This is a genomic window from Streptomyces monticola (assembly GCF_042665355.1).
GTDB lineage: Bacteria > Actinomycetota > Actinomycetes > Streptomycetales > Streptomycetaceae > Streptomyces > Streptomyces monticola.
The window spans coordinates 1-12,456 of record NZ_JBHTCF010000007.1 but is presented as its reverse complement, the minus strand read 5'-3'; the positions used below and the strand labels follow the sequence as shown (position 1 = coordinate 12,456).

Below are 12,456 nucleotides of genomic sequence, written 5' to 3'. Positions count from 1 at the left end.
TGGTGGCGTTGTTCGCTCTGTGTGCGGCGGCCGCTGAGGATCGTGCCCAGCCAGCCGAGCAGGAAGCCGAGCGGGATGGAGACGATGCCGGTGGTGGTGAAGGGGAACCAGTTGAAGTCGTGGTCGGGGAGTGCGGAGCCGGGGGAGCCGGAGACCAGGTTGGTGCCGGTCATCAGGATCAGTACGCCGAGCGAGCCGCCGGTCAGGGTCCAGATCAGGCCGGTGCGGGTGTAGCGCCGCCAGAACAGGCTGTAGACCAGGGCAGGGGCGAGCGCCGATGCGCCCAGGCAGAACGACAGCGAGACCAGCGGCTGCAGATTCATGCCCTGGACGAGCACCGCGAGGGCGATGGCGGGCAGGCCCACCGCGATCGCGGCGATCCGGGCGAGCTTCATCTCGCGCTGCGCCGACAGCGCCCGGTGGCGGTGGGCGAAGACGTCATGCGCAAGGGAGTTGGCGCAGGCCAGGATCATGCCCGCGACCGAGGCGAGGACCGTCAGGAAGACCGTGGTCGTGATCGCCGTGAAGAGCACGGTCTCCAGGGTCGCCGCCTCCGGGCCGAACACCGACTGTGCGGTGAGCAGCAGGGCCATACCGCCCTGGGGGTCGTTCGCGGTCAGCTGCTCGCGGCCCACGAGCGCCGCCGCGCCGACGCCGATGACGGCGATGAGCAGCGCGAACACCGCGACCGTGGAGACCGCCCAGGACATGGAGCGGCGTACCTCGGGGGCGCTGCGCGAGGTGTACATGCGCATCGTGATGTGCGGCAGGCAGGCGCCGCCGAGGACCACGGTCAGCTCGGAGGAGATCATGTCGAGGCGGGCGCTCCGGCCGCCGGCGAACTGCAGGCCGGACTCGAGGAACCGGGGCCCCGCGCCGCTGCCCCGCTCCGCGGCCGTGAGCAGCGCGCCGGGGCTCCAGCCGAAGCGGTACAGGACGAGTCCGGCGAGCAGGGTGCCCGAGCCGAGCAGCAGCACCATCTTGATGATCTGGATCAGGGCGGTGCCCTTCATGCCGCCGATCGCCGCGTAGCTGATCATGAGGACGCCGAGCAGCAGCACGCAGCCGGTCTTCAGGCCGGGGCTGTCGAAGCCGAGGATGAACGCCAGTACGTCACCGGTGAAAGCGAGTTGGACCAGCATCAGGGGCAGCAGTGCGGCGATCGTCGCCACGCAGGCCACGACCCGGACACTGCGGCCCGGGGTGCGCCGCGCGAACGCGTCGCCCATGGTGAACCGGCCCGCGTTGCGCAGGGGTTCGGCGAGCAGGAACATCAGCAGGACCAGGGAGAGCGCCGTGGACAGGGCGAGCACGACGCCGTCGTACCCGGTGAGCGCGATCACCCCGATCGTGCCGAGCAGGGTGGCCGCCGAGATGTAGTCGCCCGCGACGGCGAGTCCGCTGCGCAGCGGCGTGAGCGAGCGGTAGCCGGTGTAGAACTCGTCGAGGTCGTCGCGGTCGGGCCCGGTCAGTACGCACAGGAGCAGGCTGAGCGTGGCGACGACGGTGAAGGCGATCAGGGACGCGGTCTGGCTCCCCACGGTCATCGCCTGGCCTCCAACTCCGCCTGTCGGCGCAGGCGTTCGGAGAGCGGGTCGACCCTTCGGCGGGCGTGCCGCTCGTACACGGCGATGGCGGCGAACGTGACGGGAAGCTGGCACAGGCCGAGCAGCAGGCCCGCGCTGAGCCCGCCGTCGACGCGCAGGGTCATCAGTTGTGGTGCGTACGCGGACAGCACCAGGAAGAGCGTGAAGTAGCCGAGAGCCGTGCAAGTGGCCACTCTGCGCAGCCACTTGTAGGCCTTACGAAGGATGCGGATGTCGCTGTGGTGCCCGAGGGCGGGGCCCGCGGGGCGGCGCGGACGCGGCGGTACGGGCGGGTTGAGGGGCTGCCAGGGGTAGGTGAGGTGCTGGGGGTGCGGGGAGAGCGGCGGGTGCGGGGGGATGTCGGCGGGGTGGGGAAACGCCTGTGTCCGGGGCTGCGGGTCAGGGGGAGCGCCGTGCGGCTCGTGCATCTCGGGTGCTCCTTGCGCGCGGTTCTGGTCCGGGCTGGACCGCGGGGAGGAGCCGGTACGTTACTCGCAGGTATCGAGGGGGCGTGGAGTTTCCGGCGAACTGATCAGTCGGTACGGGGCGTGTGGTGCGGGTGATTCTGCTGTGCCCCGGGGGGCGGGGTCAGTGGCGTCTTCGACGGCCGCTGCGCCTCGGGGGACGGGGCCGGTCGTGTCGCTGAAGGGCGCTGTGCCTCGGCGGGCGGGGCCGGTCGTGTCGCTGAGGGGCGCTGTGCCTCGGCGGGCGGGGCCGGTCGTGTCGCTGAGGGGCGCTGTGCCTCGGCGGGCGGGGCCGGTCGTGTCGCTGAGGGGCGCTGTGCCTCGGCGGGCGGGGCCGGTCGTGTCGCCGAAGGTCCGGCGGGCTCGTCGGCCGGTTCCTGATTCAGTACGGGAAAGCGCCGCGGTGCCACCAACAGCAGGACGAGAAGGGCGAGTCCGGCCGCGCAGGCCGAGCCCAGGTACACCGCGTCGACGGCCCCGTCGATCGCGGCGCGCACCCCGGGGGCACCGGGGTCGCGGGCGGCCGAGTCGAGGTCGGTGGCGCCGCCGAGCCGGGAGGTGAGCACACCGTTGGCCACCGCCCCGAACAGCGCGGCACCGACGGTCTGGCCGATCTGGCGGCAGAACAGCACCGACGCGGTGGTGGTGCCGCGCTCCGCCCAGCCGACCGTCGACTGCACGCCGACGATCAGCGGCAGCTGGACCAGACCGAGCGCGGCGCCGAGCAGAAGCATGATCAGGGCGGGCTGCCAGGCCTCGCCGGGATAAGGCATCAGCTGGAAGCTCAACAGGATCAGGGCGGCCGCGCCCATGCCGACGACGGCCGTGTTGCGAAAGCCGATCCGGGTGTAGACATGCTGGCTGAGTGCGGCGGACACCGGCCAGCTCAGGGTCATCACGCTGAGCACGAACCCGGCGGCCACCGGCCCGAGTTGGAGCACCGACTGGGCGTACGTCGGCAGGAAGACGGTCGGCGCGACCATCAGCAGGCCGAGCGCGCCGAGCGCCAGGTTCACCGCCGCGATCGTGCGCCGCTTCCACACCCAGCCGGGGATGATCGGCTCGGCGGCGCGCCGCTCGATGACCACCGTGGCCGCGGCGAGCAGCGCTCCGGTGCCGAACAGCGCGAGGGACGGCGCGGACAGCCAGGGCCAGGCGACCCCGCCCTGCACGATCGCGGTGAGCAGGACACCGCCGCAGGCGAACACGGCGAGCGCCCCGGCCCAGTCGACCCGGGGGCGGACACGGCGGCCCTGTTCTCGTACCCCTTCACGGACTTTCCGTACCGGCTCATGCAGGTGGCGGGCCACGAGCCACAGGGCGAGCGCGCCCACGGGCAGATTGACCAGGAAGATCCAGCGCCAGTCGGCGTACGCCGCGAGCAGTCCGCCGAGCGCGGGGCCCGCCACCGCTGACACGGCCCACACCGTGGACAACTTGGCCTGGATCTTGGGGCGTTCCTTGAGCGGATACAGATCGGCGGCGAGCGTCTGGACGGTGCCCTGGATCGCGCCGCCGCCCAGGCCCTGGACGATCCGGAAGGCGATGAGGGCCGCCATGTCCCAGGCCGCCGCGCACAGCAGTGAGCCGGCCAGGAAGAGGGCCATGCCGGCGATCAGGACCGGCTTGCGGCCGAAGGTGTCGGAGAGCTTGCCGTAGACCGGGAGCGTGACCGTGACGGCGAGGAGATAGCCGGAGAACAGCCAGGAGAAGACAGAGAAGCCGCCGAGGTCGCCGACGATCTGCGGGACCGCGGTCGCGATGATCGTGGAGTCGAGCGCGGCGAGCGCCATGGCGAGCATGAGGGCGGCGACCACGGCACCGCGCTTGCGGGGCACCGCTGTCCCTTCCGCAGTCACTGGGGGACTCCCTTTCCCTTCCCTGTGCACGTATCCGCTTTCCCTGTGCACCTATCCGCGCCGTCGCACACCTTCTCACCTCCGGCGCTACGACGGGAGGGGTGGAGGGCCCCGGGCTGCGGACCGACCGCACTTCTTGTGCGCCTGCCCTTTCGTTCAAGGCCCTTTCGTTCAAGGCCCCTTTGTTCAAGGCCCCTTTGTTCAAGGTCCCTTCGTCCAAGACCCCTTTGTGCCATGCCCCTTGAGACAAGTGTGGAGGGGGCCCCTTCCGCGCTAACTTCCTCTCGTCCTGCGGGGAACGGGAAACGGGAAACGGGAAAACGGGGAACGGGAAAACGGGGAACGGGGAAGGGGCACAAATGAATAAACTAGGGGCAGCTTTCGGGGGATTGCTCGTCGCGGGGACCGTCGCCGTCACGGGAACGCTTCCCGCGGTGGCGGCCGAGCCGGGCGGGACCGACACCCGTGCGGTCACCCGGCCGCAGAAGCTCCAGCGGCTCAAGGAACTGACCGCGAAGAACACGCTCGACGGCGCCTGGGCCAAGGCCCGAAAGGCCGCGCAGCAGGGCAATGACAAATACCGCTTCACCTGGTCGACCGACTACTGCTCGAAATCGCCGGACAAGCCGCTCGGCTTCAACTTCAAGAATGTGTGCGCGCACCACGACTTCGGTTACCGCAATTACAAGAAGCTCAATGCGTTCAGCAAGGCGACGCGGCTGCGGGTCGACAAGACCTTCCTGGACGACATGCAGAAGGTGTGCAGGACGGAGCGCGGTCACACCGCGGGACAGCGCAAGCGGTGCCTGGTAGTGGCCCGGGTGTACTACGAGGCGGTACGCAAGTTCTCGAACCCCGGCGGCGCGTAGCCCCGGCGCCTCACACCGGCCGGCTCACAGGCCCGCTGAGGGTCCGCTGGTCCGCTGAGAGGCCCGCTCACAGGCTCCGCCGCAGCAGCACATAGCCGCCGGCGGAGCCTGCCGGTTCGTAGGTGGCGTCCGGGTGCAGGCCGCGTGCGGTCTGCAGCGGGTCCTTGTACTTGCCGCGGGAGTTGTCGAGTGCGATGAACTCGGGCGTCTCGCCCCGCGTGTTGCCGATCCAGAACACCCGGCAGCGCGCGGTCAGTTGGCTGATGGGCCCGATGTTCGCCTCGACGCTCGCCCCGTCGGGAATGCTCTTGAGCAGCTCCTTCGCGGCCGCGGGCCCCGGGCCCTCGCGATAGGTGGCGGCCTCGGTGAGCGTGGCCATCGGCAGCGTGGTGCTCAGGGCCAGGGCCGCCGCGGCGACGGCCAGCGGCAGCTGCGCCGCGTACGACCGCAGCCAGGGCCGTGCGCTGCGCCGCGAGCGGTCGATCGCGTCCACCAGAGCGAGCGTCACGACCGGCATCAGGACGGCGCTGTAGTGCCAGTCGGTGCCCCAGTAGTGACTGTCCCCGGAGACGAACCGCCAGCCGATGGTGGGCAGCGCGACGATCAGCAGCGGGGAGCGAAGGGCCAGCAGGCCGGTGGTGGGGATCAGAAGCCAGCCGAGCGTGCGCAGCTTGGTGTCCAGACCGTCCAGGGGCGTCGGCCCCTCGCTGACCTTGCTCCAGTAGTCGTAGCCGCCCGTGGTGTTGAAGGCCGGTATGACGACGGTGAAGGTGAGCAGCGCGGCGACGGCCCCGAAGGCGATGAGCGCGATGGCGCCCGGCAGCACCCGCGGATCGGATCGGCGGGCTCGCAGCGCCACGACCACGGCCAGGGCTGCGCAGGTCAGGCCCAGGTCCTCCTTGACGAAGACCAGCGGAAGCGCCCACCACAGGGCGGCCTTCCAGCGCTCCCGCAGAACGGCTTCGAGGGAGAAGGCGATCAGCGGGACGGCGAAGGCGATCTCGTGGAAGTCGAAGTCGACGGCGCGCTGGATGCCCCAGGACAAGCCGTAGGCGACGCCGATCGCGAGCCCGCGGCGGCGCCCGAGCAGCCGTGCCGCGACCCGGGTCACCGGGACCGCCGACAGTGCGAAGAGCGCGGCCTGGGCGAGCAGCAGCGTGACCGGCGACGGGAAGATCCGGTAGAGCGGCGCGAGCAGCGCTGTGACCGGGCTGAAGTGGTCCCCGAGGATATGGGTGCCCGGCCCCTTCAGATCCGCGACCGGAGTCTGGAAGTGCGCGTAGGCGCGGATGGCCTGCTCGAAGATGCCGAGGTCCCACGACTTGTTGCCGAGGCGGTACCAGCGCAGCACGGAGATCAGGGCGTACCCGGCGAAGAGGGCTCCGGCCAGCAGATACGGGTCGTGCTGCGGGCGCGGGCGCAGGCGCGGCCGTGCGACCACCGGGGCGGGCGCGTCTCCGGCGTCGCCCCGGGCGGTGAGGACATCGGTGCCGGGCATGTGCCCATGTTCTCAGTACCGCCGCATCGGGCGTTATGAGTACCCCGTACCGGGCGCCGGGCTCGATCCGTACGGCGAGTGTCGGCGGCGCGTCGTACGCTGGAGACCCCCGGCCCGTTCGACGTGTCGGGCCTCTTGCGTTGCACTGTGCGCGCACCGGGCCCTTCGCGCCGCACAGCGGCCGCGCCCGCCCCTTGCCCCGTACGCCACATCTGGACGGAAACTGCCTGCATGAGCCTGCACGGTCTGCTCGACGCGGTCGTCAAGGACGCCGCACTCACCGAAGCGGTGAAGGCCGCAACCGATGGCAACCGCATGCATGTGGACCTGGTCGGCCCGCCCGCCGCCCGGCCCTTCGCGGTGGCCGCGCTCGCCCGTGAGGCGAAGCGCCCGGTGCTCGCCGTGACCGCCACCGGGCGCGAGGCCGAGGACCTGGCGGCCGCCCTGCGCTCCCTGCTCGACCCGAGCGGCGTGGTCGAGTACCCGTCGTGGGAGACGCTGCCGCACGAGCGGCTCTCGCCCCGCTCGGACACCGTGGGCCGCCGTCTCGCCGTCCTCCGCCGCCTGGCCCACCCGCGCTCCGACGACCCCGAGACCGGCCCGGTCTCCGTCGTGGTCGCCCCGGTGCGCTCGGTGCTCCAGCCGCAGGTCAAGGGGCTCGGCGACCTGGAGCCCGTGAGCCTGCGGCAGGGCGAGACGGTCGATCTGAACGACACCGTGGAGGCCCTCGCGGCAGCCGCGTACGCCCGGGTGGAACTGGTCGAGAAGCGCGGCGAGTTCGCGGTCCGCGGCGGCATCCTCGATGTCTTCCCGCCGACCGAGGAGCACCCGCTCCGCGTCGAGTTCTGGGGCGACGACGTCGAGGAGATCCGCTACTTCAAGGTCGCCGACCAGCGCTCCCTGGAGATCGCCGAGCACGGTCTGTGGGCGCCGCCCTGCCGGGAGCTGCTGCTCACCGATGACGTACGGCAGCGGGCCGCGGCCCTCGCCGAGCAGCACCCGGAGCTCGGCGAGCTGCTCGGCAAGATCGCCGAGGGCATCGCGGTCGAGGGCATGGAGTCCCTCGCCCCGGTCCTGGTGGACGACATGGAGCTGCTCCTCGACGTCCTGCCGGACAACGCGATGGCGGTGGTCTGCGACCCCGAGCGGGTGCGCACCCGGGCCGCCGACCTGGTGGCCACGAGCCAGGAGTTCCTGCAGGCCAGCTGGGCCGCCACGGCAGGCGGCGGCGAGGCGCCCATCGACGTCGGCGCGGCCTCCCTGTGGGGCATCGCGGACGTCCGGGACCATGCGCGTGACCTCGGCATGATGTGGTGGTCGGTCTCGCCGTTCGCGGCGGACGAAGTCCTCGGCTCGGACACCCTCAAGCTCGGTATGCACGCGCCCGAGACCTACCGCGGCGACACCGCCCGCGCCCTCGCCGACACCAAGGGCTGGCTGGCCGACGGCTGGCGCTCGGTGTACGTGACGGAGGCGCACGGCCCCGCGGCCCGTACCGTCGAGGTGCTCGGCGGCGAGGGCATCGCGGCCCGCCTCGACGCGGAGCTCGACACGATCTCGCCGTCCGTCGTCCATGTCGCCTGCGGCTCGATCGAGTACGGCTTCGTCGACCAGGACCTGAAGCTCGCCGTCCTCACCGAGACCGATCTGACCGGCCAGAAGGCGGCCGGCAAGGACGGCGCCCGGATGCCCGCGCGGCGCCGCAAGACCATCGACCCGCTCACCCTCGAAGCCGGCGACTACATCGTGCACGAGCAGCACGGCGTCGGCCGCTACATCGAGATGGTGCAGCGCACGGTGCAGGGCGCCACCCGTGAGTATCTGGTGGTGGAGTACGCCCCGGCCAAGCGCGGCCAGCCCGGCGACCGGCTCTACATCCCCACCGACCAGCTGGAGCAGATCACCAAGTACGTCGGCGGCGAGGCCCCGACCCTGCACCGGCTCGGCGGTGCCGACTGGACCAAGACCAAGGCGCGCGCCAAGAAGGCCGTCAAGGAGATCGCCGCCGACCTGATCAAGCTGTACTCCGCGCGCATGGCGGCGCCCGGGTACACCTTCGGCCCGGACACGCCCTGGCAGCGCGAGCTGGAGGACGCCTTCCCGTACGTGGAGACGCCCGACCAGCTGACGACGATCGCCGAGGTCAAGGAGGACATGGAGAAGTCGGTTCCGATGGACCGGCTGATCTGCGGCGACGTCGGTTACGGCAAGACGGAGATCGCGGTCCGCGCGGCCTTCAAGGCGGTCCAGGACGGCAAGCAGGTCGCGGTCCTGGTGCCCACCACGCTCCTCGTGCAGCAGCACTTCGGCACGTTCACCGAGCGTTACGGCCAATTCCCGGTCAAGGTGCGCGCGTTGAGCCGCTTCCAGACCGAGACGGAGTCGAAGGCGACCCTGGAGGGCCTGCGCGACGGCTCGGTCGACATCGTCATCGGCACGCACCGCCTGTTCTCGTCGGAGACCAAGTTCAAGGACCTGGGCCTGGTCATCGTCGACGAGGAGCAGCGCTTCGGTGTCGAGCACAAGGAGCAGCTGAAGAAGCTCCGCGCCAATGTCGACGTCCTGACGATGTCCGCGACCCCCATTCCCCGTACGCTCGAAATGGCCGTGACCGGCATCCGCGAGATGTCCACGATCACGACTCCGCCCGAGGAGCGGCACCCGGTCCTGACCTTCGTCGGGCCGTACGAGGAGAAGCAGATCGGCGCCGCGGTCCGCCGTGAACTCCTGCGCGAGGGCCAGGTCTTCTACATCCACAACCGCGTCGAGTCCATCGACCGCGCGGCGGCCAGGCTGCGGGAGATCGTCCCCGAGGCGCGGATCGCCACGGCCCACGGCCAGATGTCGGAGTCGGCGCTCGAACAGGTCGTCGTCGACTTCTGGGAGAAGAAGTTCGATGTGCTCGTCTCCACGACGATCGTCGAGTCCGGTATCGACATCTCCAACGCCAACACCCTGATCGTGGAGCGCGGCGACAACTTCGGCCTGTCCCAGCTGCACCAGCTGCGCGGCCGGGTCGGCCGTGGCCGGGAGCGGGGTTACGCGTACTTCCTGTACCCGCCGGAGAAGCCCCTGACGGAGACCGCCCACGAGCGCCTCGCCACCATCGCGCAGCACACGGAGATGGGCGCGGGCATGTACGTGGCGATGAAGGACCTGGAGATCCGCGGCGCGGGCAATCTCCTCGGCGGCGAGCAGTCGGGCCATATCGCGGGCGTCGGCTTCGATCTGTACGTCCGTATGGTCGGCGAGGCCGTGGCCGACTACCGCGCCTCGCTCGAAGGCGGCGTGGAGGAGGAGCCCCCCCTCGAGGTCAAGATCGAGCTGCCGGTCGACGCACACGTCCCGCACGACTACGCACCGGGTGAGCGCCTGCGCCTGCAGGCCTACCGCTCCATCGCCTCGGCCTCATCCGAGGAGGACATCAAGGCGGTACGTGAGGAACTCGTCGACCGTTACGGCAAGTTGCCCGAGCCGGTGGAGAACCTGCTCCTCGTGGCGGGGCTCCGGATGCTGGCCCGCGCCTGCGAGGTCGGCGAGATCGTCCTGCAGGGCAACAACATCCGTTTCGCCCTCCCGTCACCCGACCACCGCCCCTCAACGAGCGCTGACGCGCGCCCCTCTTCATTGGAGTTGCGCGAGTCCCAGGAGCTGCGCCTCAAGCGTCTCTACCCGGGCACGGTCATCAAGCCGACGGGCCGGCAGCTCCTCGTGCCGCGCCCGAAGACGGCGAAGGTGGGCGGCAAGCCGGTGGTCGGGCGCGAACTCCTCGCGTGGGTGGGCGAGTTCCTGACGTCGATCCTGGGGTCGTAGGCGGAGTGCAGCAGAGGCCACCCACGGACCGAGTGTCCGCGGGTGGCCTCTGGTGTGCCTGCTTACAGCTGCAACGCCTCCGTCAGGACTACTTCTGGTCCTGGCCCTGCTGGCCCTTGTCCTGCTGCTCGTCCTTCTTGATGCCCATGGCATCCCTGGCCTTGTCCTGGGCCTTGTCCACCTGCGGCTTGAACTTGTTGCCGGTCTTCTCGTCGACCTCGTCACCCACGTTCTCGATGACGTCGTCGGCCTTGTCCTTGAACCCGTCGGTGATACCCATTGCGTGGGGCTCCTTTCGGAGGCGGGAGGGAAGGTGAAAGGGCGAAGGGCGCGTTTCAGTGCATTTCGCCCATATCCATGCTCGACCATACGCCGCCCGCTCCCGGGATGCCCACCGATGCCCGGTATGGTCTGGACCACTGCGGGGGAGGCCCGGAGGGAACGGCAACGGGAGGGGCTTGGTGTGACAGGGCTCGGGGCGGTCGTGGGGCTGGTCAGGTTTCCGGTGAAGTCGATGCTCGGAGAGGAGCGCGAGCGGCTCGGCTTCGACGCGCGCGGAGCGACGGGCGACCGACTGTGGGCGCTGCGCCACGCCGACGGCAAGCTCGGCAGCGGCAAGAGCAGTACCCGCTTCCGCAAGAGCCCGCGCCTGATCGAGTGCGCGGCGGCCTACGACGAGGCGGCCGGCACCGTCGCCGTGACCCTGCCGGACGGCGCGCGCGTCGGCCCCGGCGATCCCCGCCTCGCCGAACTGCTCGGCCCCGACGCCGAGTTGACCCGGGAGGGCGGCGCCTCGCACATGGACCAGGGCGCCGTTTCCCTGGTGGGTACCGGCTCGCTGCACGCCCTGGGCCGGCTGCTCGGCGACGACACCCCGGCCGATGTGCGCAGGTTCCGCAAGAACATCGTGGTCGACACCGCCGAGCCCTGGGCCGAGGAGGCGTGGATCGGCAGGGAGATCGAACTCGGCGCGGGCGGGCTGCGTTTGAGGATCACAGAGCGGGTACCGCGCTGTGTCATGACGACTCTGCCGCAACCAGGCCTGCCCGCCGACCGCCGCGTACTGAAGACCCTGACCGCCGCGCGCGACATGTGTTTCGGCGTGTACGCGGAGGTCGTGACGCCGGGTGAGACCGCGCTCGGCGACCGGGTCGCCATGGCAGGCGCCGCATGAGGGCCCGTGTGACCGCCCGCGCGACCACCGGCGTGACCACCCGCCGTGCGGCAGCGGCTCTGCTCACGCTGCTCGCCGCCACCTCCTGCACACCCGAGCCGGATCCGGCGCCCGCCTCCGGCGGTCATGGTGCCCCCGGAGCGGCCCTGACCGCCGTCGACGAGCTCACCGTCAAGGGCCGCGCGCCGAAGACCGGTTACGACCGGGACAGGTTCGGCACGCCCTGGGCCGACACCGATTCCAACGGCTGCGGCACCCGTGACGACATCCTCAAGCGCGACCTGGCCGACGCCCGCACGAAGGACGGCTGCAAGGTCACTTCAGGGACGCTCGCGCCCGACCCGTACTCCGGTCTGGACATAACGTTCCGGCGCGGGCACAGCAAGGTCGACGTCGACCATGTCGTGGCGCTCTCCGACGCCTGGCAGAAGGGCGCCGGGCAGTGGCCCGCCGCCAAGCGCATCGCCTTCGCCAACGACCCGATGAACCTGGTCGCGGCCGGAGCGAGCGCCAACCGCAGCAAGGGCGACGGCGACACCGCGACCTGGCTGCCGCCCGCGAAGCCGTACCGCTGCACCTACGTGGCCGCGCAGGTCGCCGTGAAGAAGAAGTACGGGCTGTGGGTGACGAGCGCGGAACGGGACGCCATGAGGCGAGTCCTGAACCGCTGCCCCGACCAACGACTGCCGACAGGCGAGGCCCCGACGAAGGCCCCGCCCCGCTTCCGCGCGGACTGATCCCGCACGCGGACCGAGCCCGAACCCGGACCGGAGGACCGAGCCCGCACCCGGGCGGGCGGACCGGGCCCGCACCCGCGGACCGGACCCACGCCCTGGGTTGGCGAGATCGAGCCCGCACCCGTGGACCGGGCAGGTCGGCCGCTCCGGGGTCGGCGGGCCGAGCCCGCACCTGCGGACCGGGCCCGGGTCGGCGGCCGAGCCCGCGCCCGGAGCAGTGGGGCGGGCCCACGCTCTGGGTAGGCGAGATCGGGCCCGCACCCGCGGCCCGCACCCGCACCCGCGGGCCGCGCCCGCAGCTGCACCCGCGGACCGCGCCCGCGGGCCGCGCCCCGCAGCCGCGGACCGGGCCCAGGTCGGCGGACCACCCCGTACCCCCACAAGCCGACCGCGCCGCGCCCGCGGACCGGGCCCAGGTCGGCGGACCACCCCGTACCCCCACAAGCCGACCGCGCC

Annotated in this window: 9 protein-coding genes; 4 read left to right on the top strand and 5 right to left on the bottom strand. The window is 71.3% G+C overall.

Annotated features, from left to right (window positions below; all coding sequences use genetic code 11):
• From ACFQVC_RS18130 to ACFQVC_RS18120, 3 genes are all read right to left on the bottom strand, one after another.
• Nucleotides 1-1,547: sodium/solute symporter (locus tag ACFQVC_RS18130; RefSeq protein WP_381831495.1), on the bottom strand; the 1,547-nt coding region annotated here is incomplete at its 3' end.
• The gene (locus ACFQVC_RS18125) at nucleotides 1,544-2,014 is read right to left on the bottom strand and encodes a DUF485 domain-containing protein (RefSeq protein WP_381831494.1); all 471 of its coding nucleotides are present in this window, start codon (nucleotides 2,012-2,014) and stop codon (nucleotides 1,544-1,546) included. The genes ACFQVC_RS18125 and ACFQVC_RS18130, both read right to left, overlap by 4 nt.
• 104 nt (nucleotides 2,015-2,118) lie before the next feature.
• Nucleotides 2,119-3,909 carry an MDR family MFS transporter gene (locus ACFQVC_RS18120; protein WP_465270596.1) on the bottom strand — a complete coding sequence of 597 codons (1,791 nt, stop codon included), beginning with the start codon at nucleotides 3,907-3,909 and terminating at the stop codon, nucleotides 2,119-2,121.
• Between the two features lie 434 nt (nucleotides 3,910-4,343).
• Here ACFQVC_RS18120 and ACFQVC_RS18115 point away from each other — a divergent pair, with 434 nt between their 5' ends.
• A complete protein-coding gene (locus ACFQVC_RS18115) occupies nucleotides 4,344-4,778 on the top strand; it encodes a phospholipase (protein ID WP_381831493.1) in 435 nt (144 codons plus the stop codon).
• A 67-nt stretch (nucleotides 4,779-4,845) separates the two neighbouring features.
• Here the strand turns inward: ACFQVC_RS18115 and ACFQVC_RS18110 are convergent, their stop codons facing one another.
• Nucleotides 4,846-6,276 carry a DUF2079 domain-containing protein gene (locus ACFQVC_RS18110; RefSeq protein WP_381831492.1) on the bottom strand — a complete coding sequence of 477 codons (1,431 nt, stop codon included), beginning with the start codon at nucleotides 6,274-6,276 and terminating at the stop codon, nucleotides 4,846-4,848.
• A gap of 231 nt (nucleotides 6,277-6,507) precedes the next feature.
• Between ACFQVC_RS18110 and mfd the strand changes: the two genes are divergently transcribed.
• On the top strand, nucleotides 6,508-10,089 hold the full coding sequence (gene mfd, locus ACFQVC_RS18105; RefSeq protein WP_381831491.1) for a transcription-repair coupling factor: 3,582 nt from the start codon (nucleotides 6,508-6,510) through the stop codon (nucleotides 10,087-10,089).
• Nucleotides 10,090-10,177: 88 nt separating this feature from the next.
• Here mfd and ACFQVC_RS18100 read toward each other — a convergent pair whose 3' ends face one another.
• Nucleotides 10,178-10,369, bottom strand: coding sequence for an antitoxin (locus ACFQVC_RS18100; protein WP_381831490.1), 192 nt, complete (start codon nucleotides 10,367-10,369; stop codon nucleotides 10,178-10,180).
• 183 nt (nucleotides 10,370-10,552) lie between these two features.
• Between ACFQVC_RS18100 and ACFQVC_RS18095 the strand changes: the two genes are divergently transcribed.
• Entirely contained in the window at nucleotides 10,553-11,263 is a 711-nt protein-coding gene (locus tag ACFQVC_RS18095) for an MOSC domain-containing protein (RefSeq protein ID WP_381831489.1), read from the top strand.
• A complete protein-coding gene (locus tag ACFQVC_RS18090) occupies nucleotides 11,260-12,000 on the top strand; it encodes an HNH endonuclease family protein (protein WP_381831488.1) in 741 nt (246 codons plus the stop codon). Before ACFQVC_RS18095 ends, ACFQVC_RS18090 begins: the two co-directional genes overlap by 4 nt.
• Nucleotides 12,001-12,456 lie beyond the last annotated feature (456 nt).

Bases quoted from the DNA above. Each gene is read 5' to 3' on its own strand.
- ACFQVC_RS18125 (WP_381831494.1), bottom strand. From the start codon at position 2,014: ATGCACGAGCCGCACGGCGCTCCCCCTGACCCGCAGCCCCGGACACAG.
- ACFQVC_RS18110 (WP_381831492.1), bottom strand. From the start codon at position 6,276: ATGCCCGGCACCGATGTCCTCACCGCCCGGGGCGACGCCGGAGACGCG.
- mfd (WP_381831491.1), top strand. From the start codon at position 6,508: ATGAGCCTGCACGGTCTGCTCGACGCGGTCGTCAAGGACGCCGCACTC.
- ACFQVC_RS18100 (WP_381831490.1), bottom strand. From the start codon at position 10,369: ATGGGTATCACCGACGGGTTCAAGGACAAGGCCGACGACGTCATCGAG.
- ACFQVC_RS18090 (WP_381831488.1), top strand. From the start codon at position 11,260: ATGAGGGCCCGTGTGACCGCCCGCGCGACCACCGGCGTGACCACCCGC.